Annotated in this window: 27 protein-coding genes and 1 tRNA gene; 14 read left to right on the forward strand and 14 right to left on the reverse strand. The window is 59.0% G+C overall.

Annotation, left to right across the window (positions count from 1 at the left end):
* Positions 1–288: 288 nt before the first annotated feature.
* The gene (locus AC0L3I_RS28155) at positions 289–582 is read right to left on the reverse strand and encodes a hypothetical protein (RefSeq protein ID WP_473529044.1); all 294 of its coding nucleotides are present in this window, start codon (positions 580–582) and stop codon (positions 289–291) included.
* Positions 583–731: 149 nt separating this feature from the next.
* Between AC0L3I_RS28155 and AC0L3I_RS28160 the strand changes: the two genes are divergently transcribed.
* A tRNA-Arg gene (locus AC0L3I_RS28160) sits at positions 732–808 on the forward strand.
* Between the two features lie 14 nt (positions 809–822).
* Here the strand turns inward: AC0L3I_RS28160 and AC0L3I_RS28165 are convergent.
* Together AC0L3I_RS28165 and AC0L3I_RS28170 are read right to left on the reverse strand one after the other, a co-directional pair.
* Complete coding sequence (locus AC0L3I_RS28165; RefSeq protein ID WP_473529045.1) at positions 823–1,047, reverse strand: ATP-dependent DNA ligase; 225 nt, start codon at positions 1,045–1,047, stop codon at positions 823–825.
* Between the two features lie 701 nt (positions 1,048–1,748).
* Positions 1,749–2,732 (reverse strand): SMI1/KNR4 family protein, encoded by a 984-nt coding sequence (locus AC0L3I_RS28170; protein WP_473529046.1) that lies wholly within the window; start codon positions 2,730–2,732, stop codon positions 1,749–1,751.
* Between the two features lie 373 nt (positions 2,733–3,105).
* On the opposite strand from AC0L3I_RS28170, the gene AC0L3I_RS28175 reads away from it, so the two are divergent.
* The gene (locus AC0L3I_RS28175; protein WP_258121800.1) at positions 3,106–3,642 is read left to right on the forward strand and encodes a DnaJ domain-containing protein; all 537 of its coding nucleotides are present in this window, start codon (positions 3,106–3,108) and stop codon (positions 3,640–3,642) included.
* A gap of 428 nt (positions 3,643–4,070) precedes the next feature.
* On the opposite strand, the gene AC0L3I_RS28180 is transcribed toward AC0L3I_RS28175, so the two are convergent.
* The gene (locus tag AC0L3I_RS28180) at positions 4,071–4,349 is read right to left on the reverse strand and encodes an HNH endonuclease (RefSeq protein WP_473529047.1); all 279 of its coding nucleotides are present in this window, start codon (positions 4,347–4,349) and stop codon (positions 4,071–4,073) included.
* Positions 4,350–4,471: 122 nt separating this feature from the next.
* On the opposite strand from AC0L3I_RS28180, the gene AC0L3I_RS28185 reads away from it, so the two are divergent.
* Positions 4,472–4,690, forward strand: a complete 219-nt coding sequence (locus AC0L3I_RS28185) for a hypothetical protein (protein ID WP_473529048.1) — start codon at positions 4,472–4,474, stop codon at positions 4,688–4,690.
* A 382-nt stretch (positions 4,691–5,072) separates the two neighbouring features.
* Here the strand turns inward: AC0L3I_RS28185 and AC0L3I_RS28190 are convergent, their stop codons facing one another.
* The 9 genes from AC0L3I_RS28190 to AC0L3I_RS28230 form a co-directional block, all read right to left on the reverse strand.
* Positions 5,073–5,270 carry a phosphatase PAP2 family protein gene (locus AC0L3I_RS28190; RefSeq protein WP_473529049.1) on the reverse strand — a complete coding sequence of 66 codons (198 nt, stop codon included), beginning with the start codon at positions 5,268–5,270 and terminating at the stop codon, positions 5,073–5,075.
* Positions 5,271–5,414: 144 nt separating this feature from the next.
* On the reverse strand, positions 5,415–5,816 hold the full coding sequence (locus tag AC0L3I_RS28195) for a phosphatase PAP2 family protein (RefSeq protein ID WP_473529050.1): 402 nt from the start codon (positions 5,814–5,816) through the stop codon (positions 5,415–5,417).
* Positions 5,817–6,124: 308 nt separating this feature from the next.
* Positions 6,125–6,814 (reverse strand): methyltransferase family protein, encoded by a 690-nt coding sequence (locus AC0L3I_RS28200; RefSeq protein WP_473529051.1) that lies wholly within the window; start codon positions 6,812–6,814, stop codon positions 6,125–6,127.
* Positions 6,786–7,583, reverse strand: a complete 798-nt coding sequence (locus AC0L3I_RS28205) for a sterol desaturase family protein (protein ID WP_473529052.1) — start codon at positions 7,581–7,583, stop codon at positions 6,786–6,788. Before AC0L3I_RS28205 ends, AC0L3I_RS28200 begins: the two co-directional genes overlap by 29 nt.
* Positions 7,584–7,689: 106 nt before the next feature.
* Positions 7,690–8,214, reverse strand: a complete 525-nt coding sequence (locus AC0L3I_RS28210) for a prepilin peptidase (RefSeq protein ID WP_473529053.1) — start codon at positions 8,212–8,214, stop codon at positions 7,690–7,692.
* Between the two features lie 9 nt (positions 8,215–8,223).
* Positions 8,224–8,766 (reverse strand): tetratricopeptide repeat protein, encoded by a 543-nt coding sequence (locus tag AC0L3I_RS28215; protein WP_473529054.1) that lies wholly within the window; start codon positions 8,764–8,766, stop codon positions 8,224–8,226.
* 55 nt (positions 8,767–8,821) lie between these two features.
* Complete coding sequence (locus AC0L3I_RS28220; RefSeq protein WP_473529055.1) at positions 8,822–9,637, reverse strand: type II secretion system F family protein; 816 nt, start codon at positions 9,635–9,637, stop codon at positions 8,822–8,824.
* A gap of 153 nt (positions 9,638–9,790) precedes the next feature.
* A complete protein-coding gene (locus tag AC0L3I_RS28225; RefSeq protein WP_473529056.1) occupies positions 9,791–10,762 on the reverse strand; it encodes a type II secretion system F family protein in 972 nt (323 codons plus the stop codon).
* Positions 10,762–12,150: a CpaF family protein gene (locus AC0L3I_RS28230; RefSeq protein ID WP_473529057.1), complete on the reverse strand. Its 1,389-nt coding sequence runs from the start codon at positions 12,148–12,150 to the stop codon at positions 10,762–10,764. Before AC0L3I_RS28230 ends, AC0L3I_RS28225 begins: the two co-directional genes overlap by 1 nt.
* Positions 12,151–12,680: 530 nt before the next feature.
* Here AC0L3I_RS28230 and AC0L3I_RS28235 point away from each other — a divergent pair.
* From AC0L3I_RS28235 to AC0L3I_RS28280, 10 genes are all read left to right on the forward strand, one after another.
* The gene (locus AC0L3I_RS28235; protein ID WP_473529058.1) at positions 12,681–12,854 is read left to right on the forward strand and encodes a Flp family type IVb pilin; all 174 of its coding nucleotides are present in this window, start codon (positions 12,681–12,683) and stop codon (positions 12,852–12,854) included.
* Between the two features lie 95 nt (positions 12,855–12,949).
* On the forward strand, positions 12,950–13,990 hold the full coding sequence (cpaB, locus tag AC0L3I_RS28240) for a Flp pilus assembly protein CpaB (RefSeq protein ID WP_473529059.1): 1,041 nt from the start codon (positions 12,950–12,952) through the stop codon (positions 13,988–13,990).
* Between the two features lie 43 nt (positions 13,991–14,033).
* On the forward strand, positions 14,034–15,479 hold the full coding sequence (locus AC0L3I_RS28245) for a type II and III secretion system protein family protein (protein ID WP_473529060.1): 1,446 nt from the start codon (positions 14,034–14,036) through the stop codon (positions 15,477–15,479).
* Positions 15,480–15,483: 4 nt separating this feature from the next.
* On the forward strand, positions 15,484–15,753 hold the full coding sequence (locus tag AC0L3I_RS28250; protein WP_473489691.1) for a hypothetical protein: 270 nt from the start codon (positions 15,484–15,486) through the stop codon (positions 15,751–15,753).
* 60 nt (positions 15,754–15,813) lie between these two features.
* Positions 15,814–17,298, forward strand: coding sequence for a TadE/TadG family type IV pilus assembly protein (locus tag AC0L3I_RS28255; RefSeq protein ID WP_473529061.1), 1,485 nt, complete (start codon positions 15,814–15,816; stop codon positions 17,296–17,298).
* A gap of 5 nt (positions 17,299–17,303) precedes the next feature.
* The gene (locus AC0L3I_RS28260) at positions 17,304–17,840 is read left to right on the forward strand and encodes a TadE/TadG family type IV pilus assembly protein (RefSeq protein ID WP_473529062.1); all 537 of its coding nucleotides are present in this window, start codon (positions 17,304–17,306) and stop codon (positions 17,838–17,840) included.
* 2 nt (positions 17,841–17,842) lie between these two features.
* On the forward strand, positions 17,843–18,478 hold the full coding sequence (locus AC0L3I_RS28265; protein WP_473529063.1) for a TadE/TadG family type IV pilus assembly protein: 636 nt from the start codon (positions 17,843–17,845) through the stop codon (positions 18,476–18,478).
* Positions 18,475–19,638, forward strand: a complete 1,164-nt coding sequence (locus AC0L3I_RS28270) for a CpaE/TadZ family protein (protein WP_473529064.1) — start codon at positions 18,475–18,477, stop codon at positions 19,636–19,638. Before AC0L3I_RS28265 ends, AC0L3I_RS28270 begins: the two co-directional genes overlap by 4 nt.
* The gene (locus AC0L3I_RS28275; RefSeq protein ID WP_473529065.1) at positions 19,622–20,212 is read left to right on the forward strand and encodes a L,D-transpeptidase; all 591 of its coding nucleotides are present in this window, start codon (positions 19,622–19,624) and stop codon (positions 20,210–20,212) included. The genes AC0L3I_RS28270 and AC0L3I_RS28275 overlap by 17 nt, the downstream gene beginning before the upstream one ends.
* Entirely contained in the window at positions 20,209–20,796 is a 588-nt protein-coding gene (locus tag AC0L3I_RS28280; protein WP_473529066.1) for a hypothetical protein, read from the forward strand. Before AC0L3I_RS28275 ends, AC0L3I_RS28280 begins: the two co-directional genes overlap by 4 nt.
* Positions 20,797–21,250: 454 nt before the next feature.
* On the opposite strand, the gene AC0L3I_RS28285 is transcribed toward AC0L3I_RS28280, so the two are convergent.
* Positions 21,251–21,790: a hypothetical protein gene (locus AC0L3I_RS28285; protein ID WP_473529067.1), complete on the reverse strand. Its 540-nt coding sequence runs from the start codon at positions 21,788–21,790 to the stop codon at positions 21,251–21,253.
* Between the two features lie 311 nt (positions 21,791–22,101).
* Between AC0L3I_RS28285 and AC0L3I_RS28290 the strand changes: the two genes are divergently transcribed.
* Positions 22,102–23,550 (forward strand): TolC family protein, encoded by a 1,449-nt coding sequence (locus AC0L3I_RS28290; protein WP_473529068.1) that lies wholly within the window; start codon positions 22,102–22,104, stop codon positions 23,548–23,550.
* Positions 23,551–23,563: the final 13 nt, after the last annotated feature.

The raw sequence follows: 23,563 nt of genomic DNA on the forward strand, positions 1-23,563 counted from the left end.
AATCGCATATGAGAACCGCCCCTCATCCGGCCGCGGAGCCTGTCCTCGGGCTTGCCGGAGGCAAGACCCGTGGGCGGCCACCTTCTCCCCGCCGGGGAGAAGAGAGAAGCGTCAGCACTGGCTCCTCTCCCCTTGGGGAGAGGTCGGATTGCCCCGAATTGCCCTTCGCAATTCGGTTGGCAATCCGGGTGAGGGGTACTTACCAATATGCGATAGCCCTGCCATGTGGAGGGAGCCGCAACCGTTGGGAAGAAGCTATGCGAAAATCAATCGATGGTGCCTGGACCGCTATGGTCCGCTCTTCGGGTCGTCGACCTCCAGCGCCTCCATGACGGGCGCCGGATCACTCTCTTCGGCCGCAGCCTGCGGCTTTGCGCCTGCCCTGGCCTTGCTCAGGGCTTCCGCAATAGCCTCTTCAATGTCGCCGATCTCGTCTTCGCGCACCTCGTGACCATAGCCGGCCGCGTCGGCATCCTGTTCGAATTGCTGAGCCAGGACCGCCACGCTCACCTCGCTTTCAGCGGGCAGGTCGCCGACGTTCTCCTGGAGCCAGGTTTCAAAGAACTCTTTCGTAGCACTCATGCGGCTTCTCCTTCGGCACACTAAAGCGCGGCGGTGGTCCGAAGTTCCGCTATCCGCAGCTCATCTTTGCGATCCACTCGCAACCGGCCGATTGCATCAAGCCTGCCTCTTGGCGAAACGGTCCGAAGCGGTTATGTGTCGGGCCGCGTGGTCCCGTAGCTCAGTAGGATAGAGCGGCAGATTCCTAATCTGTAGGTCACAGGTTCGATTCCTGTCGGGATCACCAAGAAAATCATATACTTACGTTTGATTTTCTCGGTGCTCATGTCGCCCCATGTTGCAAACGGCCTCATTCAAGACGACGACATCGCCGTCAATGATGGCGTTCTGTACGTTGAGATCTTTGGCTGCCTCGGCGAGATCGCGGTACTTGGCAGTCCAATCAAGGCCTCTCCGGGTGAAAATGCGAACGCCACCGTCCTCGATGATAATTTGCGAGCGGTAAGCCGTCGAATTTGGCTTCATGCATCCAGTCATCGCCTTGGGGCGGCTTGGCGACCAAGGTAGGCATCATCGGAGGAATGAACTCAAGCCGGCCGGGTCGGCACGCACTGGTTTACGCACGGAATCGAGTCTAGGCCCGTCCCATTTGGTGGCTAGAGGGCGGATCATGATCATTTACTAAATTAGCAATTCTGAATGAAATGGCTATTGTTCGTCCCAGCCGGCGGACACGCCCACACCCCGCCGGTTAGGCCCGGCGGTCGTTGCCCACTCCGCAGCGGCTGTCGGGCCGACCATCTCAGCGAGGAAGCCCAAGATAACATCTGCAATGACTGGGCCGCGCTCAAACTGGTTCGCATGGCTATTGAACAGACATGCCCCGCCGGCGTGCTGCCGAGCGAAGAAGCTTTCCTGCTGCTCTATGGTCCTGAGCCGGTCCATGAGGGCGGAGCGCTTGCGAAGGCCATTATTGAGACGGTCAACCGGCTAACCCGATGAACGCCAACGGCACGCCTAGAGCCGAAGCCACCGATTTTAAGTTTTTGGAGCGCCACATCGCCCTTTGAGAATTGCGATCTCGGTTTCGTGGTCGCCGCAACGAAGGATTATATTCCTCGTCTCGATCTCACTGGCAAGGGCTAATACCAAGTTGCAACCCTGCAGACTCACGATGCCATGCCTATCCCGCTTCGCACGGACGTGCGTCACCGAAATACGTGCCGTCATAGGAAGGGGCCAGGTGCGCCCAGAAGACTTCGTGCGCCTTCGTGGAAGTCGTTTGATGGGGGGGCTTTCAATCGGAACCGGCGCAGCACTGGCTCTTCCGCCGCTTCCAATCTGAAATTGCCGCTTTCCAGCAGGCCGGCGATCCACTCGAGGAACTTGCCAAGGGATTCCGCAAGCACCGCCTTCACGTCTTCGTCGCGCCCAAAGAGGATGACCTGGCCGACGCGACCGCTGAGCCAGGGATCGAAATCGAGACCGATATGATTGCCTGAGCCATCATGGGTCAGCGGTATCCATCGCGGATTGATATAGGCCGGGTCAACCGCGTGTTCAGGCCACGCCCCTCCGGGAATTTCATAGCGATTGCCGCCGAAATCGGCGAGCACATCGACCCAGGCTTTCCATTGCGCCCCTGCCTGATGCAGCGGCAGCAGCGGATGCCCATAGATATGGCCCCTACGGTCGTCGTTTTCGCCGTCGTGCCATCGGTATAGGTCGCGATAGGCGCGCGGCATCTTGAGGCCGATCAGGCGCTCGAACGCATCCAGTTGCGCGTCCGTGGCCGGCGGATTGAACACATATTTGTCTGGCGGCAGATGGGCAGCATACCAGGCATCAAGGCGCGCAAGCACCGGCGCGATATCTTCCTTCAGCAACGGCTTCGCCTGTCCCGGCGGCCGTTTGGGACGGCTGGTTTCGGCCATGGGGGATTTTGTCCTGATTTGCCGCATTGCGCACATGGTAGGAAGCAGCCCCGCAAGGCTCAGGGCTCCGAAGATAGACGCACCGATCAGCACATTGCGCCTGCTCCGATCCATCACGGACATTCCGGCGCGATTGATCGGCGCCGCCACACAAGCCCTGAAGGCATCGCAGGTCTCGGCCCGAATTCGTTTGCCGCCATTCAGACGAAGTCCGAGTCTGGCGGGTAACGGTTGTCCATGATTACCTTCATAGCAGACACTTATACCAGAGATCACCAATAGCGACTCATAGCGAGGGCAGTTCGAGCCTTGGAAGACGATCCGTCAATCGAAATCGGATCGGTGCACGAGGACTACCAGGCGGGCATCAGTGATCCCGACTGGAGAGAATGATCGCCGACGTATATCGGCGGATGACCGGAATGAGGGCAGCCCTTTGCAGGGGCGAAGCTTGCGCGCTAGTATCTGCAAAACGGGAGGGGGACTAATGCCACGAATTGAGCGAGTAGAAACCCGGAAGCGCGGATTTCTGGCCTTCAACGTGTTGATGGGCATCATCGAGCGCACCATCGACTGGCTATGACCGCAAGGCACTCCGGCGACGTTCTCTCGACTGTGTGCGCAATAGCGATGTTGTGGGAGCACCACTTTGTTCATTGACTACTACGAACTCCTGGAAATCAGCCCGAACGCCAACTCGGAAACGATAGAACGGGTATTTCGTTATTTTGCTATGCGCTACCATCCCGACAATCAGGATACCGGCGATGCATCACGCTTCAGTGAAATCGCGGAGGCCCATAATACTCTCAAAGATCCGGTCAAACGCGTGCAGTACGACATTCAGTATAAAGACCATTTGAAACTTCGCCGCGAGTTGATTGAGGAAGTCAGCAACACTAAAGGAATCGAACGGGACGGCGTCATTCAGGCCAAACTGCTCTCGCTACTTTATGTCAAACGCCGACAAGACGTCAACAATCCTGGCATTGGCGATGAAGAACTCGAACGCATGTCGGGCTGTCCGCGTGAACATCTGGAGTTTCATCTCTGGTATCTAAAAGCAAAGGGCTGGATAGGAAGGGTCGAAAACGGGATGTTCGCGATTACCGTAGAAGGCATCGATCGCGCCAATACCGAACATCGTCGAGACACCTCCACCAGACTACTGAATCATACAGGCTGACGAGTGGAAGCTCGCGTGCCAGTGCCTCTTGGATTAGCCCTTAGGAGCCCCACCAGCGCGCGTTCCGGCTGGCCGCTCGAAGCGCCTCGCGCACGCCGGCGCTTCTCGCCGGCCTGAATGAGGCGCTGCAAAGCCCTGGCCTGAGCTCCGGCCCGGAATCGCTCTATCGCCGCCAGCTTTTCCCCCTCGCGCGCCAATCCGTAGACATCGGGCAAAGGCTGCCAGTCGGCCGGCTTCTTCCGCATACACCATCGAGGCTGGCGATATCCCCAGTGCTCGATACCGACGAACCAGCATGAAACGCTCAGCTTGGGAAAGTGCAAGACCCTTGCCGCCCACCAGATCTTATCGATGGCGCTCTCGCCGGTGCCTTCCGCCCAGGGCGTCCAGCCGCGGCCTGGACGATCTGTCAGTCCGCTGTCGCGCATTCAGACTCCAGGCGCATTCGAGCGCTCGGCGCCCATAGCTTTTCGTTGCTTGGCAGCGTTCATTTGCCGGCCGAGACGCTGATTGCACTTACGGCAAGCGGCGGCCAGATTGGACCGCTTGTTCGTGCCGCCATGCATTTTGGGCTTCTTGTGCTCTAGGGTGGCTTGCTTCGGTCCGGTCTCGGTGAACGGTTCCCTGCAATAGTAGCATTTCCCGCCTTGGATCTCGACCAGTTCGCTTCGGACTTTGGCTGAATTGAATTTCAGCTTCTTCTTCATGGGGGTTGGTTCCCTCCTTTTTTTGGTAAAGGAACCACGACCTCGATCCAAGGTCAAGCCTTGCATTAGCAACCGCTTGACGAAGCCGCCCCAACGCATTCTCCCCTGGGGGAGAGATGGCAATGGCCGATCTTCCATGGGGCAAAGCAAAGCCCCGCAACAGCATTCCATATGGCTGGATACTTGTCGCTGCCATGGGCGGCACAGCAGGCAATTACCTGTGGTCGAACTCATCCAATCTGACGAATGCGGTAAGTGCATTCGTCTCGTCTGCTGGCTGTGACATCAAGGGCAATATTTCAATCAAGACCGGCGAGCGCATCTATCATGTCCCCGGCTGACGATGGACACCTGCGGCCATCTGTTTCCCCGGTCCGATGACGCCGCAGAATTGGCCAACGCCGAGGCGGCTCTGCTGCAGTGACTGCGACATGGACGCGACATTGGCCAGACAAAGCCTTGCGCTGCAGGGATTGTAGGAAGTTTCCTAATCTGTAGGTCACAGGTTCGATTCCTGTCGGGATCACCACGCTTTTCAATAAAGTAGCGCCAAAAACATCAGCGGGCGTTTCCTGTCGACGCCGCCATCGCGATCAGGCACGTCACACAAATCCCTCACCCGGTAGCGTCTTCGTCCCGCCCTGTCGGGATCGCCATATTTTCAGGCACTTAGAGAGCCCCCGCCGTAATTTTCTGTGATTTACGCGCGGCGAACTTTCCGACTCAGCGGCCCGCTTCCGATCTCACCGCTGATCTCGCGACGCTGTCGACCTTTCCGCGCTCATAAGCGCCAATCATTCTTACGGCAAAGATCGAAGCCACGCCAACCATTGCGCCAGCAAGCACATCAATCAGGTGATGCCCACCCTCGGGAAGGGTGGCGATGATCATCAGAGCATTCAAAACAGCTATCGGCCACATCAGCCAGCGTTAGTCGCGAAGCGCATAGACGACTATTATACCGAGAGCTGTATGGTAAGACGGGAAGGTAACCAGTCCATTGCTTCTGGTCATGATCAGATCGAACGGTTCTCCGGATCGCAGTGCCATCAAAGTCTCGTGATGCTACATGCCTGCCTGGGCTGTGAAATGGTTGAACTGTTCTCCAGTTGGCTTGAAGTACGCATAGGCGCCTTCAGCCGGTACGAGCGTCATTATCGCTCCAGCGAGCACCGATGAGACGGCTAGCATGGCGATGAATTGCAAGCTCCTGTCATTTCTGTTTGTAGCTATATTCAACAATAGGACAAACGGCACCTGTGGTCCGAGCGCATGGTAGGCAAAGATCAGCACAGGAGCTACCAGCTGGTTATTTGTGACGGAGAGGAACCAAAGCCAATCGAAGCCCATTCGCGCATCGATAGCGGCGAGCACCGGGTCGGCAAGCGAGCGCCCAGTGGCGCTGGCCACATGGATTAAAATAGTCGTGCAGATCAGCAGTGGGACAAAGGCTGCCGCGACAAGCACCAAGCTTCCAAGGAACTCGGAAGCCCGGCGAACAAATTGGCCTGCCCGCGAACAATCATCCCGTAGGCGCCGCGTGACAAGCCACGAAACCAAACCAGCCAAGCAGATGCATAGTGCCACTGCTCTAATGTCATGCCAATTAAGTGGCGAAAAGCGGACGGTCCAATAGGGCAGCCACAGCAGGTCAACAGCCCCAAGCAGGCCTGAAGTGATCAACGTCGCGTAAAGGTAGTTTCTTGCGCCATAATCCTCACCGCAGTATTGGATGAATTTACCCGCCTTGAGCGTGTTTTGAGATGCGACACAGGTTATCGCGGGTCAGCCGCCGGCAAAGATGCGCCAGAAAAACGAGGCAAGAGCATCGGAACGCGCTGGGCGTATTCATGATATTCGGGAAATGTCGCTCGCAAGACCCTCTCCTCGTTAACTATCCGCCGGTATTGGAAAGCAACGGCGATCGCGCAGATTGCGACCGTTGCCCATGTCGGATTACCGAGAAGAATGCCGAGCAGGACGAGCGCCTCGCAGACATAAAGCGGGTGGCGCACGATTTGATAGGGGCCTGCGGTGACGAGCCGTCTGGCCTGAGCAGCGATGCTGAACGATCTGCCGAGCCACCATAGGCACCAAACGCAAAGAGCGAAGCCGATGATGGTAATCAGGTCTGCAGTGAACTCAATCTGCGGAAGTATCGCGACTCGAGGGACGGCGATCAATGTTACGGTGGCAAAGCATCCGATCAGCGCCGAGATTCGAGGTTCCAGTCCCTGCGCTGTCTTCACCGGCGGAAGACGCGCCACTGTCGTTGCAACAACGAGAACGAGGAAGCCGAGAGCGGCAACGTCTGCTACGAGCCCGATAATTCGCGCTATTGGCCATTCTGCGCCGCGAAGAGCTGTAACCAATGCTCCGGCCTTCAAAGTCGCGCAGACCGTGAAGTAAAGTATCATCATTGCGCGCCCGATGAAATCACGCGTCGCCGCTGGTGGGAGCTTCATGGATTTTGCCCTTCGGAATAAATGGATAGGCGAGTTGCTCGACGTAAGTTGGTGGAATGGTATCATCGACGCCATAGCGCTCCGGCACAGCCTTACCGGGCAGGTACATCGTTCCAAAGAGCGCGTCGATGAATGAAAGTTGACCTGCGAAGTTCTTGTCGTATGCCACTCGCTCATGAGCGTGATGCCAATGATGGAACTGGGGCGAGGCGATCATCCATCGAAGCGGTCCGATGTTTAGCTTTACGTTGGCGTGCAGCAGCAAGCCGTGGGCGTGATACATCAACGCGAACAGGGCGATCGCCGGGCTGCTGAAACCCAGCAGGTAAACTGGCACGAGTGACGCGCTCTTCGTCAGAACCTGATCAACAGGATGAACCCTGTGCGCCGCCAGCCAGTCAAGTTCTTCAATACTGTGATGAATCGCATGGAAGCGCCATAAAAACGGGACGGCGTGGAACATACGATGCGCCAAGTAAAAGCCAATATCCGCGATGACTATGATTTCAATAACCTGGAGCCAAAATGGCTGTGATGAAACTGAGCTACTGATGTAGACTGGTATCAACTGCCCCACCGTGCCTGTTGCCAGTGTAACAGCTGCGATCAGGCCAAGGCTTATAGGAACGCCATTGAACAGAGCGTAGATGAGATCGTTGAAGAAGGCTTTCCTGAGGATCTTTTGACCTGGCCTTAGAGCGAAGAGGCGCTCGATCGGAACGAAGACCAGAACCGCAATCAAAAGCGCTTTGAGATTGAGAATGTCCATACGGCGCCCCGCCGGCAAGGCCCAATCCAAGCACTTCGCCGGTTTGAGCGCAAGTTAATGGTTTCCGAAAGGTTAATTTGAGAAGGTGATTTGCGCGCCACGAGTGTCAGACCGAGATGCCGCTTAGGACCGTCAAGTTGCTATAGGCCTGAAACGCTATCGTGCAGATCGCTGCGAGCGAGATCGGTACGCCGAACGGCACAACGCCTTTGCGGTCCAGGTGCTGAACGTACAGGCGAAAGACTCCCGCGGGCAGCATGAACGGATTTTTCACGATCAATGCTGTGGCGAGGGCGAAAACCAGCAGCAGCACTGAAAATACGACAAGGCCGCTCCCGCCGATCAGCAACGGCACCACCGCCATCAGCTTGACATCGCCGGCCCCGATCTTGCGCAGGGCCCAGAACGGGAAGAGCGCAACAAACAGCAAAAGACCGGCAAGCGCACTCAGGCCCATGTCCCACCACGACCCGGATTGCACCGACAGGAGCGTCAGCGAGCCCAACCCCAGGCAAAGCAGCAGCAGCACATTCTGGTTGGATATCTTCTGGGTGGTGAAGTCGAGCCAGGCGATCCTTGCCAGCAAAGGAATGGCTAGTCCCTTCAGCAGCAGCGATGCGGCGAGCAACATGCGATAGCCTTACCGCTCGAGATTCTTCACGCTGGACGACAGGAGCTGCAGATTGTTGGCCACGGTCGGATCGTTGGGCGCCAGCTCATAAGCCTTGAGGAAATTGCTGCGTGCGTCCTGCAGCTTGCCGCGCAGCAGATAGGAATAGCCGACATTGTTGTAATATTCGGGCGTCCCGCCGACCAGCCGGAAGGCCTGGCGATAGGCGTGGTCGGAGAGGTCGAAGCGGCGGATGCGATCGCTGCAGGCGGCCAGACCCATCCAGGCACCACCATCATTGGGCGCCAGTTGCGTCGCCTTGTAGAACAGGGCTCCGGCATTGCCGTAGTTTTCCGCACGGAACTGGTTCTTGGCTTCGGCAACAGCCTGGTCCGAGGCGTAGTACTCGACGTCGCTGACCGTCTTCAGCCCATCGAAGGCATCGCCAAAGGCTGTCACGTCACCTTTTGAGGGCTCGTTGGTGCGGACCACGCCGCTATCAGCCGTCTGACAGCCGGAAAGCACGATAAGCAGCAAACCGGCTACGGCTGCGAGGCGCATTGTCCCTGTCATTTTGTCCCTCAAAAGAGTCCCCCGACTCTGTATTTCGACCAAAGCATATACCTGCCTAGAAGAAAATGCCCTTCATTCGAATAATAACAGGCAGCATGACGACCATCATCACCACCGGAAAGATGCACAGTCCCAATGGAATCATCATCTTCACCGGCAAGGCATTGGCGCGTTCCTCGGCCCGAAGGATTCTCTGTCCACGCATTTCGTCGCTGTATACGCGCAAGGCCTCTGTCAAACTTGTACCGAGTTCCTCGGATTGCCGGAACAGAACCGCCAGCGCCCGCGCCTCTTCAAGCCCGATGCGATCAGACAGTTCGCGCAGCGCCTCGCGCAATGGCTTGCCGGCGCGCAACTGCAGAGTCATGATCGAAAGCTGGATACCAAGCCATCTGTGGGTGCCGGCTAGTTCGTTGCTGACGCGCTCGACGGCCGCCTCGAGGCTCATGCCCGCGTCGGCGCAGGTGATCATCATATCCATGAAATCCGGAAAGCCGCGACGATAGATCTGCTTCTGCCCATTCTCGAACCGGTCGAGCGCGATGCTTGGTATGACAATGCATGCCAGCCCAAGCAAGGCTGAACCTCCAAAAGCGACAAGGCTGGGCAGTTGGGGCGGCAATATCCGCGACAGGACCGCATAGGTCACGGCAAAGCCGACACAGACCGCACCAAGGCGCGACAAAGTATAAATGAGTGGAGCGCTTGTCTGATAGAAGCCGGCACGAAAGAGCTTCGCGTCCAGGGCGCTGGGTTCGTCCCGCTCCTTTTCGATCGATCGAAAATAGGCATCGACCGGCCGCTGCGCTGAGATCCTTGCCAGTTCTTCCTGTCCGACAAGCGAACGCCGGTTGGGAATGCTCTCTGCCATCAGGCTTTGCGAAACCAGTTTCCTCGTCTGCAGCGCCGGCAAGAAGACGAGCGAGCCAACCAGGAAAAGCGCTACGGCCGCCAGGAAGACGGCAATGGAAACCAGAAGGCTAAGATCCTGGGTATTCGAAAGGAGGTTTATGGCTCGCCTCCGTCAGAAATCGAAATTGACCATACGATACATGATGAAGTCACCCAGCAGCGCCCACAGCCCGAAAATCAGGAACACAGGCATTATCAGCGGATTGTCCCATACATCACCGTAGTAGCTCGGAGCGAGGCCTGTGAGGATGCCGAACATCAAGAGCGGAAACAGGGAAATGATCCACGCGGACATTCGGCCCTCGGCCGAGAGCGCCCTGATTTTCAACCGCAGTTTCTGCCGTTCGCGCAACACCGATGAGAGGTTCGACAGAATCTCGGTCAAATTGCCACCGGTCTTGGCCTGAATCGACAGCGACACAGACAGCAGTTGAAGGCCCTCGAAGCCGACGCGTTGCGAGAGTTTCCGCACCGCGTTTTCAAGGCTAAGGCCGAAGGTGATTTCGTCGGAAACGATGCCGAACTCGGTGCCGAGCGGATCAGGCATTTCACGGGCGACAAGACCTATCGCCACGGAAGTCGGATGACCGGCGCGCAGCGAACGCACGATCATGTCAAGTGCATCCGGCAATTGCTTCGCGAATTTCTGGATTCGCTTGGCGCGCGCGCGGCGGAGAACCAGAAACGGCAAGACGAATCCGACGAGAAGAAAGATGATACACGAAACCACGGCGGAAAAGTGCAGCAGGAACGCAAATACCAGTGCCAGTACCAGTCCAGCGAGAATAAATATCGCGACAAACGACAGCGGATTCCCGGTAATACCGGACTGGGTGTAGAGCCTGTTCAGCCCGATCAGGCCAAACAGAAAGTCGCCCGAGCCGGTGAGCCCACGTTCTCGCAGCAATCCCTGCAAGGTCTGTTCGGCCGGAACCTCGTCAGCGAGCCGCTTCAGCCGACGGTTGATCGTGCTGACCGTTGAGCGGCGTTTGGCGTAGGTCACGTACAGAGCCTCGGCCGCGAGTATAACCGACGCTGCCACCAGCACATAGATGAGGTAAAGTAAAGTCTGGCCCGACGGCATCAAAGCGGAACCTGCGGGTTGAAAGCATCCTTGGCGAAGTGATGGCCGAGCGTCGCCGCTTCCTGGGCAAAGCGGGGACGGATGCCGGTGGCGCGAAATTCACCGACGATCTGACCCTCCGCATTCACCTCGCGGCGAACGAAATGGTAAAGTTCCTGAAGCTGGACGACATTGCCTTCCATACCAGTCAGTTCCGATATCGAAACAACCCGCCTTCCCCCGTCCGAAAGACGCTGCGTCTGCACGATGATGTCGATCGCCGACGCGATTTGCGCCCGGATTGAATCATGGCTCATCGGCATGCCCGCCATGCCGACCATCTGTTCCAATCGCGATATCGCGTCCCGCGGCGTGTTGGCGTGGATGGTGGTCATCGAGCCTTCGTGGCCGGTGTTCATGGCCTGCAGCATGTCGAAGGCTTCCTCGCCGCGCACCTCGCCGACGATGATGCGGTCGGGCCGCATCCGCAGCGCGTTCTTCAGCAGTTCGCGCTGGCGGACCTCGCCCTTGCCCTCGACATTGGGCGGGCGGGTTTCGAGGCGGCCGACATGCGGCTGCTGCAATTGCAGTTCCGCCGCGTCTTCGATGGTGATCAGGCGCTCCCTGGCCGGGATGTAGCTCGACAAGGCGTTGAGCAAGGTCGTCTTGCCGCTGCCGGTGCCGCCTGAAACCAGGATCGACTTGCGTGCCTGCACCGCGATCCGCAGAAGGTCGATCATCGGCTGGCGGATTGAATTGAACGCCATCAGGCGTTCGAGCGAATAGGGATTCTTGGAGAATTTGCGGATAGACACCAGCGGGCCGTCGACCGAGATCGGCCGCACCGCGATGTTGACACGCGACCCATCTTCCAGCCGCGCATCCACCATCGGCGCCGATTCATCGACGCGTCGGCCGATCGCCGAGACAATCTTGTTGATGACACGCAGCAGATGCGCCTCGTCGCGGAAACGGATCGAGGTCTCCTCGATCACGCCGCGCCGCTCGATGAAAACGCGATTGTGCGTGTTGATCAGTATGTCGGAAATTGAATCGTCTTTCAGCAGCGGCTCGATCGGCCCCAGGCCGAGCATCTCGTCGGCGGTGTCGCTGGTCAATTGATCGAGCTCGCGAGCATTCAGCGGCACGTTGCGAGCCCGGACAAATTCCCGCACGATCGGCCGGATCTCATTCAGGATTTCATCCTTGGACGCGTTTTCAAGGGCGGTCAGGTTGAAGCGATCAATGAGGTGGCGGTGGAGCTCGACCTTGAGCGACAGGAACTCGTCACCATGCGGCTGGAGGTCGACAACAGGAGAAACCGTCGGGGTGGCGGGCAAAACCGCCATCGGCTCGACCTTTGGCTCGACTCGCAACTCGCTTGGCCCTTTGGTGAACCGCCCCAGCATATCGCGTTATACTCCCCCGAGAATCCGTCGCCACGGAAACTAAACGTTAACCACGCAGGGCACAAGCGCCAGCCGCACACCATGCAATTTAATACTTCAGACATAGTTAAGATCAAGCATCAGTAAAACGCGACGCTTATCTGGTCAGTGGCGCTGTCCTAATGGAACACGAGTACTCGCTTTTCAATGCAAGTGCCTTTTTTGCCACAAAGCCGTCATGGGGCCCACCTAAGCCCTTAGATATAAAGGAATATGCATCACCGCTAATGCTGCCCCACTTCCGCCATACCCGCGGCCAAATTGTGAACGAATGGTTAAGAGGGTTGAAAAACGAGCCGAATCAATGTTTTGGTCCGCCTGAGATCGACAATATTCTTGCCAGATCATGTATAGGAAAGTTAAGAAACCCTTAATCCCGTTTGACTCTGATTTTCGTCGGGACTTAGATCGAGATGACGGGGGATGCTTGGGTATGGATTTCATCCTTGGCTCGTCTCGTCGGGTTCAAACCTCCAAAGGGAGAAATTGGCATGAAGAAGCTCATGACGATGACCCGGCAGTTCCGCGACGACGAAAACGGCGCTGCCATGGTCGAATATACCATTCTGCTCGGCATCATCACCGTGGCGGTGATCGCCACCATCATCCTTGTCGGCGCGTGGGTCACTGGCCAGTGGACGACGCTCCAGGCGGCGCTGCCGTGATATCTTGATCTAATCATCGACGCCGGTGACATCCCGGCGTCGATGATCAAGAGTAATGCAGTGAGCTGTGCAAACGCAGTCGGGTGGGGCAAGAAATGCGCGCAAACAGTGTCATCATGATCGTTCTCGCCGGCGTGTTCGGCGTGCTGGCGGTGGTGCTCGCCAATCTTTGGCTGGCTAGCCAGCGCAGTGCAATGGCGCGGCCGGATGATGTCCAGCGCGACACGGTTGTGGTGGCCGCGATGCCGTTGAAGTTCGGCGACACGCTGTCGGCGGACAAGTTGCGCGAAGTCGCCTGGCCCTCAGGTGCGGTTCCGACCGGAGCTTTCAAGACAACGAAAGAAATGCTGGAGGGCGAAGGCACCAGGCAGGCGCTGCAGGCGATCGGTGTCAACGAGCCTGTTCTCGCCACCAAGATTACTGGCCCCGGCCAGCGTGCCACACTTTCAGCGGTGCTCGGCGAAGGCATGAAGGCCGTTTCCATCAGGGTCAACGACGTGCTCGGCGTCGCCGGGTTCGTTTTCCCCGGCGACCGGGTCGATGTGCTGCTGACGCGCAAGGTGCGCACCGGCCAGGGGGCGGATCAGAGTTTTGTCGATGTGCTTTTGCAGAGCATGAAGGTGCTCGCCGTCGACCAGGTCGCCGATGAAAGCACCGAGAACCCGACGGTGGTGAAGGCGGTCACGCTCGAGGCCAGCACCAAGGACGCACAGAAGCTTACCCTCGCCGCCGACGCCGGCCAGCTGTCCCTGGCGCTTCGCCAGGCAGCCGCCAGCGAGGGCGAGACGACCGAACGCGTCACGCTTTCGGACCTGACCGGCGAGACGCCGGCCGATGTTGCCGCTAGGCAGGCCGAACTCGCCAAGCAGGCAGCAGCCGAGGCTGAGGCAGCAGCCGAGCGCAAGCGCGCGGACGACAAGATCAACGGACTGACCCAGGCCGTGGAACGGGTGGGAAGCAGGCTCGACCTGTTGAGCAAGGCAAAACCTGCTCCGGCAGTGGCCTCAGCACCCCAGATGCAAGAAGTGGTTAAGGAAGTGATCAAATATGTGCAGCCGGAGCCGCCGACACGTGCGACAATCGGCGTCTTCAGGGGTGTGAAGCTTGAATCTTACGACGTGCCGCGACAAAAATAGCGCTAGGGTATTGCCGAACGAATCGGCAAGGGGGGTAGTCTAGATGCGTATGTTCCGGGGACCACTGGCGGCTGCCGCGCTAGCCTGTTCGGTCATGCTACTGCCGATCGATCTTCCTGCTCATGCAGCCGACCGCAGGATCGATGTGTCGAACCCCAGCGTCCACCGTGTTTTCCTGCCCATGTCGCAGTCGGTGACGATCCAGGTGAACGCCACTCTCGGCGATATCGTCGTCGGCGACGAGAAGATCGCCGACGCCCAGCCAATGACCGACCGGACGCTCTATGTCATCGGCAAGAGCGCCGGCACCACCACCGTCAACCTCTTTTCAGAAGACAAGCGTTCGCTCGGCGTGATCCAGATCGAGGTCGGCGTCGACGTGAGCGACATGGCGCAGGCGATCCGGCAGGTCGCTCCCACGGCGCGCATCGATATTGGTTCGATCAACGGCAAGGTCAGGCTTGGCGGCCATGTCAAGGACGGCGCCACGCTGGCGGCGATCATGGAGGTTGCCCAGCAATATGGCCCCGATGCGATCATAAACGCCGTGACCGTCGACGACAGCCAGCAGGTAAACCTCGAAGTGCGGGTGCTGGAGGCCAAGCGCAATGCCGGCCGCGATCTTGGCGTCTCAATCAGGAGCACCAACGGCAGCGGCACGACCCGCACCGCAACGGGCATAGCCGCCGTCGACGAGGACGGTGTGGTGCTGGGGCCCGGCAATCTGCTTACCGGCCTTCTTTCGAACACCAACCCATTCGCGGCGCTGATCACTCGCGTCATCGACAGCAACATCAAGGTCGACCTGATCATCGAGGCTCTCGAGGCCAAGGGGGTGGTGCGCACGCTTGCCGAACCCAACCTCACCACTCTTTCCGGTGAGCTCGCCAGCTTCAATGCCGGCGGCGAGGTACCTATCCGCACCTTGGACGAGGATGGCGAGATCAGCATCGAGTACAAGCAGTTCGGCGTCAATCTGCTGTTCACGCCGGTCGTGCTCAACAACGACAAGATCAACATCAGGCTGGCGCCGGAAGTCAGCGACCTCACCGGTTTCACCGTCGCCGGCGACCCGATCTTCACCAACCGCAAGCTGTCTACCGTCGTCGAGTTGCGCGACGGCCAGAGCTTCGCGGTCGGCGGGCTCTTGTCCAGCAAGAACACCAAGATCCAGAGGCAGGTGCCGTGGCTCGGCCAGGTGCCGATCGTCGGGACGCTATTCCGGAATTCGAGCAACCAGAAGGAAGAGACCGAACTGGTCGTGATCGTGACGCCGCGTATCGTGCGGCCGGTAAAGCCTGGCGAGCAGCTGGCGACGCCGTTCGACAAGACACGGTCCGCCAACGACCCGGAGCTCTTCATTCTCGGTCAGCTCGAAGTGACCAAGGACATGGTTCGCAAATATGAACTGGGCGAAGGCGTGGTCGGTCCCTACGGCCACATGCTCGACCTCAAATCCAAGGACAAGATGCTCTATGTCAAGAAATAGGATCTTGCTCATCCTCTTGTGCGCCGGCGGGCTGACGGGCTGCGCCGCTGACTACCTGAACAATTACGAAACGGTGACACTGGCTGCCGGCGACACGCAGAAATACAATTCGCTGCTGCAGACCGTCGATCCGCTCAATCCGGCGTCGAGGAACACGGCGATCGAAGGCGATGGCGCGCGCGCTGCCGCTGTTGCCCAGAGTTACAAATTTCCACCACCGCCGCCGCCTCCGCCGGCCATCACGGTCAACGTCGGCAACACCGGGGTTGAATAGAAGAGTGCGGGTTCAGCGTCAGGCAAAGTGACTGGCGTCAGGGGAGCCAAGAGTAAGACCATGCTGCGGATTGTTCGCGCGTTCTGGCACGATCAAAGGGGAATAGCGCTGATACTGGTCAGCATCATGCTGCCGGCAATCATCGGTTTTTCCCTGCTGGCGATCGATATGAGCCGGGTCAACAACCTTCACAACGATCTTCAGAAGGGGGCGGATGCGTTTGCTTTGGCGGGCGCGGCTGAGCTGGATGGGACGTCGGGCGCTATCATCCGTGCTGACAGGGCGATCGCTACGCTGGTAAGCAATCGATACGCCTTCTCGACCTCCGGCCCTCCTCAAACGCTAGCTGCCGCCGGAGTAACACGCCGCTATCTTCGCTCGTTGCCGGCCACCGACAATCTCCCGATCGTGGCCGCCAATGTGATCACCGACGAACTGAATGACGCCAGACTTGCCCGTTTTGTGGAAGTCACGGTAACCCCGGTCGGATTTGCCGCGATCTTTCCGGCTTCCTTCTTGTCATCCGGCGCCAGCAACAGTTTCAATGTCGGGGCAGTCGCCGTGGCGGGCTTCACCTCCGGCGTCTGCGATTTTACGCCTGTCTTCATGTGCAACCCCTATGAGATGGTGAACGGGACAAACAATGCCGGGGGTTATACGCTTGAGCAGGCTGTTTCCAATCCGGCTGTCCATCGTCGGTTGATCGAACTGCGGAAAGTTGGAAATGGGGCTGCTGCTGGTCCAGGTAATTTCGGCTTCCTCGAGCCTCCGCCAAGTGTGGGAAATGGTGCTCAAGCGCTGGCTCAGACGATCGCGACATCAAGGCCGATTGGCTGCTATAACTCCGCGAACGTGACTACGAAGACAGGTCAGAACGCCGGCCCGGTACAAGACGCCTTCAACGTTCGTTTCGGGATTGGAGCCAACGGTAACCACTTCGATAGTGCTGAATACGGCCCGGCCGCCAATGTCCGAAAAGGGGCTATACAGACCACAGGTAGCGTCAATCAATGCGCTGCCATGAACCAGCTTTCCTTCACCGAAGCTGGAACGATGGGTCTTCCGCGCGATGCGACAACGCCGTATCAAGGCGGCAGGATGGGCGACGGAGATTGGAATTTTTCCGGCTATTGGAGCACCAACTTCGGTTCCGCCTCCTATCCATCGTCATGGGATACAACCAAGCCGACGCGCTATGAGGTCTACCGTTACGAGATATCGGCCGGGTTGGTGGGCACCGCGTCGACAGGTGGAGAGATTGGAACCCCGTCGGCAGCTTGCCAACCGCCCGTCACCTCCGTTGATCGTCGGTTGATTTATGGCGCGATCCTGAACTGCGCTGCACTCGAAGCTGCGGGCAACGGCCTGTCCGGCCACAGCACCAATCTGCCGGTCGAAGCCTTCGGCAGCTTCTTCCTCACTGAACCGGTTGCGTCACCATCGGATGATGCGTCGGTGATGGTTGAACTTGTCGACATTACCGGTCGCGGCGGCCAGGGCACACTCGACAACTTCCTTCGCGACGAAGCCCAGCTTTATCGGTGATGGCGATGATCCGAACGCTATGGCGCCACCTCGACAGATTTCGACGCGACAGCCGTGGTGCGGTGCTCGTCGAGATGACGCTGATCACGCCGCTGATGCTGATCTTGTCGGCGGGCGTGTTCGAGTTCGGCAATCTGATCCATAACAAGCTGCTGATGGAGGCCGGCCTGTCGGACGCGGCACGCTTTGCCGCGCGGTGCAACAGCCAACTCTATACTAGCTACCCCGGTTTCACGGCGATCAACTGCGTCGATATCGCCACCAACATTGCTGTGTTCGGCAAGGCGGCGGTAACAGTGACAGACGTTCCGCGCGTCAGCGGCTGGCAGACATCGGATGTCACGGTGACCATCGCCGCCCCCGCTTCCTGTCACGACGCCGTCGTCGCCGGCGTCACCCAATACCGCTCCACCACGGCACAAGTCTGCATCGTCCGAGCGGCCGGCAACTATCCATATGCCGGCGTCGGCATGCTGTCGTTCATCGGAATCGGTCCGATCACGCTGACCGGCTCTCACGAGGAGCGGTTGATCCGATTCTGACCATGATCAAGCGTTTTGCGAAATCGGAAGACGGCGCGGCGATGGTAGAAATGACCATCGTGGCGACGCTGCTGTTTGCCCTTGTTCTCGGTTTCGTCGATTTCGGCTATGCCCTCTATCAATGGAACGCCGCCACCAAGGCCGTCCAGTTAGGCGCGCGCCTGGCGTCTATTTCCGATCCGGTTGCCACCGCGCTAGCTACAGCCGCACCGACGACGACACCGGGCGCGCCGGTGGTGGCCGCCGCTTATGGACCCTTCGTCTGCGCATATACCGCCGGCACAGGGGCTTGTAGCAATGGCGGCACATTCAATGCTGCCAATTTCAGTCGCATCTTCCGCGGCGATACGGCAGTCACTAATGACGACGCCTGTCCCGCGCTGGCGACTAACCAGCGGCCGGGTATGTGTCATTTCTTTCCTGGCCTGCGGCGCGACAATGTCGTCATCGCCTATTCCGCCACTGGCCTGGGCTACCAGACTCGGTTCGGCGGACCGGTGCCGACAATCACCGTCAGCCTTCAGAACCGGACCTTCCAGTTCTTCTTTTTGCAAGGGCTGATGGGGTTTGCGAACATCACCATGCCCTCCATGCTGAGCACGGTTACGGGCGAAGACCTGAAGAGTACCGCGTCATGAACGCCATCAACACCAAGGTTCTGCCGACCAAACGAAAGCAGGTGGCCCTATTCTCGTCGGATCCGCAGTTCAAGCGCGAGGTGGCGACGCGGCTCGATGCGCTGGCCATCTACGATGTCAGGATTTCCGAGACGGCTGACTTCCTTAAGGGCCCGCCCGCTGAGACGCGCCCGGGCATCGTCATCCTCGACCTGGCCAATGGCGAGCTGCTCGGCGAGCCCGGCATCGTCGCGGCGCGCGCCTTGTGGGCGACCGTACCGCTGATCGCGGTCTCCGACGAGTTGACCTCCGAAAAGACGCGCATCCTGGTTCGCATGAACGCCTCGGACTGGCTGCACAAGCCGCTCGACGCCAAGGAGCTGCTGAACGCGGTCACCTTTCACGACACCGGCAACCAGGGCACCAAGAGCCGCATCATCACTTTCATCAGCGCCAGCGGCGGCGCCGGCGCCACGACGATCGCTCTGTCGGCGGCGGAATTCCTGGCCTCGAAATCCACCGAACGGGCGGCTTCGACCTGCCTCGTCGACCTCGATTTCCAGAGCGCCAACTGCGGCGCCTATCTCAACCTGTTCAACCAGTTCGACCTGGCCGGCATTATCGGCCAGCCTGAAAGGCTCGATGTCGAACTGATGGACGTCATCAAGCTCTCTCGCCCGTCCGGCCTGACCCTCTATTCGTTCGAGAGGCCGCAGCTGCCGTTTGAGCCGCAGGGCGCCGATTTCGTGTTCCGGCTGCTGGACCTCGTCGCCTACCGGTTCGACGACATCGTCATCGACCTGCCGAATATCGAAACCCCCTGGCAGAATTCCGTGCTTTCGACGAGCGACGAGATCTTCATCGTCTTCGAGCTCAACGTCGCCTCGCTGCGGCAAGGCAAGCGGCTCTACACGAAGATCCGCGAGCTGCGCGGCAATTCGGTGAGCATCACGCTGGTCGCCAACAAGCATAAGCGCAAATGGTTCGGCAACCACTTTTCGCGCAGCGAACTCGAGAAGATCTTCAAGGCGCCGCATATCAAGTCGGTCGGCCTGGACAATGCGCTGCTGACCGACGCACTGAACCGGGCCATCCTGCCTTCCGAAGTGGATGGACGGGCGCGCTTCAACAAGGACCTGAAGCGGATGTTCAAAGAGCGGCTCGATGACGCCGCCCGGTAGATACCGCATCGTCCCGAGGCTTGCCGGCGCCTGTATCGTCGGCCTTGCCTTGGGCATGCCGGCCTGGGAATTCGCCGATGCCCGATCCGCGCTGTCGGACCGGCCGCCGCTGCCGGCAATGGGCCCCAGCCTGCGCAAGGCGGTTGCTCTCCAAACCGCGGAACATCCCGGCACGATCATCATCCGCAAGGACGAGAAGGCGCTTTATCTGGTGACCCGGCAGGGCCAGGCGCTGCGCTACCAGATCAGCGTCGGACGCGACGGCTTTGGCTGGACCGGCATCGTCAAGGTCGGGGCGAAAACGGAATGGCCGGAATGGCGCCCGCCCAGGGAAATGCGCGCCCGCCAGCCGGAGCTGCCGGAAATGGTGCCCGCCGGTCCCTACAATCCACTCGGCGCCAGAGCACTCTATCTGCTGCGGGACGGGCGCGACACGCTCTACCGCATCCATGGCACCAACGATCCCAAGGGCATCGGCTTCGACGGAACATCGGGATGTTTCCGTCTTACCAACACTGATGTGATCGATCTCTTCAAGCGCGTCTCGGTCGGCGCAAAGGTGGTGGTCCAATGACGATGATCAGCGACCCGGATATGCCGGCAATCGACATTGGGCCGGCAACCCACACTGAAGAGCAAGCCGCAGTGGGGAAATCGAGCAACGCAAGGATGATCGGCGTTGTCGCCGTCGGCGCCTTGCTGATCACGGCGGTGAACATAACGGCCGCGGTCTATTTCTACCGCGGCATCAACGATCTGCGCCTTGTCGAACGGCGGCTGGAACAGCTCGGATCGTTCGAGCAACGGATCGCAGCCCGGCTCGATACGGTCAACAACGGCTTTCAAAGCCGATTTGAAAAACTGGACAGTCAACTGCATGGCAGCTTCAACGAAGTCAAAGGCAGTATTGCCCGGCTTGAACAGGAGCTGCCCCTGGATAGTGACGACGACATGTCGAGCATCGCGGAACCTTCCGTGATCACGACCAGCACCATGGCGGAAGCAGCCACCGATCTCGAAGAAGCGACCGAACCCAGTATCGTCGAAGCGCCGCGCCCGCCCAAAAAGAGGATCGCGGCGCCGCCCCCTCCCCCAAACGCGTCCTACCAGCGCATAGTGCAGCCTGACGGCAAGGTCCACTACAAGAAAATCAACTAGAAGCGACAGACATCGAGAGACGGGTTCTTGCGTTCAGCTGCGTGCAGAGCTGCCGTCGTCTTGTTGGCAATGCCGATCGGGAGCGCGACGGCTGCGACCTGCTACCATGTTGTCAATGTCGACTTTTGGGATGTTCTCTATATCCGATCGCAGCCAAGCCACCTCTCCAGGGCTACGGGCGCAATCGCTAGCGATCACAACGGCATCATCGTGGCCACAGGCCCATGCCGGCCGGCCGGGGCCGACCGAAAGCGGCAATGGTGCCCGGTCACCTACTATCCGTTGCCGTCGGTCAGCCTGGACGGCTACGTGAAGGCCTATTTCGTGAAAACCACGGCGTGCCCCGGGTCCTAAAGCGCGTCGCGTTTGAATGGAGTCATGCGACGCGCTTTAAGTTCTTGTTCTTATGCATGTCGTTATCGCAAAACCGCTGCGCACTTTTGCGCGACATGCATTAGAGATCCCGCTGCAGAGCAATAAGCCGTACGGCGAGCGCCCGGGAACGCTGTCGCGCCTCGCCGAGAAACGCAACATGACAGTAGGCGCAGGCCGCAGTGCCCAGAAGCAGCACCAGGCTGTTCTGCCATGTGAAATCGAGGATCAGCGAGAATGGATGGCCGCTGGGTGCGGTGAATGCCGCGATCGTACTCGCCGTTTCAGAATGGCTGCTGGAAGCCATCATCAACCCGGCGAAAAGCAGAGCGGCGTGGTTGGCAAGGAAGAAGAACGCGGCCGATTTTCGCGTCCGGCAAGCCATCCAGCAGACGATCGATGCGGCGGTCAGGATGGCGGCATCAAGGGCCATTGAACCGCTGAGATAGAGGTCGACCTGCTGCCAGAACATCATCGACAACGGGCGCAGTTCAAGCCAGATCCGCCACACGGCGGGGCTGGCCGGATAGGTTCCGAGCAGGAACGTCGCTGCTCGCCCCCCTGCCAGAATCAGAAGGATGAGAGCCGGGAAGGCAAAAAGCAGTAGCGGCTTGCGCGTCATGTTCCCTCGCCAATCGACAAGCAGAATAGACTGCAAAGATTGCGCGAAGCTTAAGGAAGGCGGCGAGCAGCATTGATACAGGCGCAGGCGCAGCCCACAACCGTGGCGAGCCGCCCGTTTTATGTGCCATTTTTGCTACATCCCCGAAACTTTATGGCCCAAACCCTATTTAGAGCCGGCCCTAAATCAATAAACACTGACGTATTCGAAGAATTTATCGGATAATTTGTCAAAGCTTCGGTGAGAAGGCTTGGCCATATAAACTTGGGCCATACAAAAAGTACCGGGCAGAAGCGTGGGTGGGGTAGACCATGAATACGACAATCAAAGTGGCCATTGGCAAGCGCCTTGGCCTGCTCTTCACATTTTCGATGCTGGCTTGCGGGAGCGCTGGTGCCCTCACGCTCAAGGAAGCGATGGCCGTCGCCGTCGAGTCCAATCCGGAGATCGGCCAAGCAATAGAAAACCGCGAAGCAATCGAATTCGAGTTGCGCCAGGCCAAGGGCCTTTATCTTCCCAGCATCGACCTCGAAGGGTCGGCGGGTGTTCGCCGCCTCGACAATTCGTCCCAGCGGGCGCTTTCCCTGGAGGATGATCCCCTCTATCCGACAGAAGCAAGCGTCGTGGTTAGGCAGACGCTCTACGACAGCGGGGCCCGGCGGGCCGAGTTGGACCGTCAGGCGTCGCGGGTCGACGGAGCCTCGTTCCGGGTGTTGGAGCGGTCGGAATTTATCGGGCTCTCCGTCGTCCAGGATTACCTGGAATATATGCTGCAGGCTTCGATCGTTTCCGAGGCGAAAAAGAATCTGGCCTTCCATCAGGGGATTCTCGGAGATATCCGGCAAGGCATCGCGGGTGGTGCGCTGAACGATGCCGACGGCCAACAAGCCCAGGAGCGGCTTTTAGCAGCCAAGGCACGCTTGCAGGAAGCTTCCGAAGAGCTGGAGCAGTCCAAGATACGGTTTTTCAAGACCGTGGGAAAACCGCTGACCAACGCTTCCAGGCCGGGCGATGTCGCCGGCGCGCTGCCGAGGTCGCTTGATGAGGCACTGGGACTGGCTCGGGAGAACAATCCACGCGTCCACATGGCCAATAGCGATATCGACGCCGCCGCTTCCCTCGTGGATGCGGCCCGCGCAAAATTCGGTCCCGCTATTGTCGCCGAGGGCGTCGCTAGAGCCGGTTATGACATTGATGGCGACTACGGGGACGGCAGCGACCTGGAGGCGCGACTCGTGCTGCGCTGGAATCTCTACCGAGGCGGCATCGACAAGGCCAACGAACAGGAACAGATACGTCGTACCAGCGAACAGCGACTTGTATTGAATCAGGTCTTGCGGGAAATCGAGGAAGCCGTCCGCACCTCGTGGGATCGCCGTTTCCGGCAAGCCGAACTTGCCAAGACTCTGCGGCAGCAAGCTGCCGAGAGCGTAAAAATCGTCGCGTCCTACCGCGAGCAATTCAAGGTCGGACAGCGTTCGCTGCTCGACGTGCTTGACGCGCAAAATACGCGGTTCAACACAGCAGCGCTGGCGGATACTGCCTCCTACGCATCGCTTTTCGCGGAGTATCGGCTGCTGGCGGCGACCGGGCAGTTGCTGAAAACGATGAACCTTCAGCCGGCAAAACAGGCGACGGCTTATGCCAGGACCGAGTTTGCAACGCCGGAGACTGCTGACACCGAAACCTATGCGCGCACCCCGTCGGAACAGAAAAATGATCTGCCTTTCGACATCCTCGCCCCGGTCAGGAAAAAATAGCTCGGTTTAAGGA

Source organism: Mesorhizobium sp. WSM4840 (assembly GCF_055811755.1).

What these genes read in the sequence shown, in the direction of transcription:
- cpaB (WP_473529059.1), top strand. Translation starts at nt 12,950, where the DNA reads ATGCGCGCAAACAGTGTCATCATGATCGTTCTCGCCGGCGTGTTCGGC.
- AC0L3I_RS28220 (WP_473529055.1), bottom strand. Translation starts at nt 9,637, where the DNA reads ATGGCAGAGAGCATTCCCAACCGGCGTTCGCTTGTCGGACAGGAAGAA.
- AC0L3I_RS28285 (WP_473529067.1), bottom strand. Translation starts at nt 21,790, where the DNA reads ATGACGCGCAAGCCGCTACTGCTTTTTGCCTTCCCGGCTCTCATCCTT.
- AC0L3I_RS28270 (WP_473529064.1), top strand. Translation starts at nt 18,475, where the DNA reads ATGAACGCCATCAACACCAAGGTTCTGCCGACCAAACGAAAGCAGGTG.
- AC0L3I_RS28180 (WP_473529047.1), bottom strand. Translation starts at nt 4,349, where the DNA reads ATGAAGAAGAAGCTGAAATTCAATTCAGCCAAAGTCCGAAGCGAACTG.
- AC0L3I_RS28190 (WP_473529049.1), bottom strand. Translation starts at nt 5,270, where the DNA reads ATGTGGCCGATAGCTGTTTTGAATGCTCTGATGATCATCGCCACCCTT.
- AC0L3I_RS28260 (WP_473529062.1), top strand. Translation starts at nt 17,304, where the DNA reads ATGATCCGAACGCTATGGCGCCACCTCGACAGATTTCGACGCGACAGC.
- AC0L3I_RS28205 (WP_473529052.1), bottom strand. Translation starts at nt 7,583, where the DNA reads ATGGACATTCTCAATCTCAAAGCGCTTTTGATTGCGGTTCTGGTCTTC.
- AC0L3I_RS28165 (WP_473529045.1), bottom strand. Translation starts at nt 1,047, where the DNA reads ATGAAGCCAAATTCGACGGCTTACCGCTCGCAAATTATCATCGAGGAC.
- AC0L3I_RS28280 (WP_473529066.1), top strand. Translation starts at nt 20,209, where the DNA reads ATGACGATGATCAGCGACCCGGATATGCCGGCAATCGACATTGGGCCG.
- AC0L3I_RS28245 (WP_473529060.1), top strand. Translation starts at nt 14,034, where the DNA reads ATGCGTATGTTCCGGGGACCACTGGCGGCTGCCGCGCTAGCCTGTTCG.
- AC0L3I_RS28210 (WP_473529053.1), bottom strand. Translation starts at nt 8,214, where the DNA reads ATGTTGCTCGCCGCATCGCTGCTGCTGAAGGGACTAGCCATTCCTTTG.
- AC0L3I_RS28235 (WP_473529058.1), top strand. Translation starts at nt 12,681, where the DNA reads ATGAAGAAGCTCATGACGATGACCCGGCAGTTCCGCGACGACGAAAAC.
- AC0L3I_RS28215 (WP_473529054.1), bottom strand. Translation starts at nt 8,766, where the DNA reads ATGACAGGGACAATGCGCCTCGCAGCCGTAGCCGGTTTGCTGCTTATC.
- AC0L3I_RS28275 (WP_473529065.1), top strand. Translation starts at nt 19,622, where the DNA reads ATGACGCCGCCCGGTAGATACCGCATCGTCCCGAGGCTTGCCGGCGCC.
- AC0L3I_RS28255 (WP_473529061.1), top strand. Translation starts at nt 15,814, where the DNA reads ATGCTGCGGATTGTTCGCGCGTTCTGGCACGATCAAAGGGGAATAGCG.
- AC0L3I_RS28155 (WP_473529044.1), bottom strand. Translation starts at nt 582, where the DNA reads ATGAGTGCTACGAAAGAGTTCTTTGAAACCTGGCTCCAGGAGAACGTC.
- AC0L3I_RS28225 (WP_473529056.1), bottom strand. Translation starts at nt 10,762, where the DNA reads ATGCCGTCGGGCCAGACTTTACTTTACCTCATCTATGTGCTGGTGGCA.
- AC0L3I_RS28200 (WP_473529051.1), bottom strand. Translation starts at nt 6,814, where the DNA reads ATGAAGCTCCCACCAGCGGCGACGCGTGATTTCATCGGGCGCGCAATG.
- AC0L3I_RS28265 (WP_473529063.1), top strand. Translation starts at nt 17,843, where the DNA reads ATGATCAAGCGTTTTGCGAAATCGGAAGACGGCGCGGCGATGGTAGAA.
- AC0L3I_RS28230 (WP_473529057.1), bottom strand. Translation starts at nt 12,150, where the DNA reads ATGCTGGGGCGGTTCACCAAAGGGCCAAGCGAGTTGCGAGTCGAGCCA.
- AC0L3I_RS28290 (WP_473529068.1), top strand. Translation starts at nt 22,102, where the DNA reads ATGAATACGACAATCAAAGTGGCCATTGGCAAGCGCCTTGGCCTGCTC.
- AC0L3I_RS28185 (WP_473529048.1), top strand. Translation starts at nt 4,472, where the DNA reads ATGGCCGATCTTCCATGGGGCAAAGCAAAGCCCCGCAACAGCATTCCA.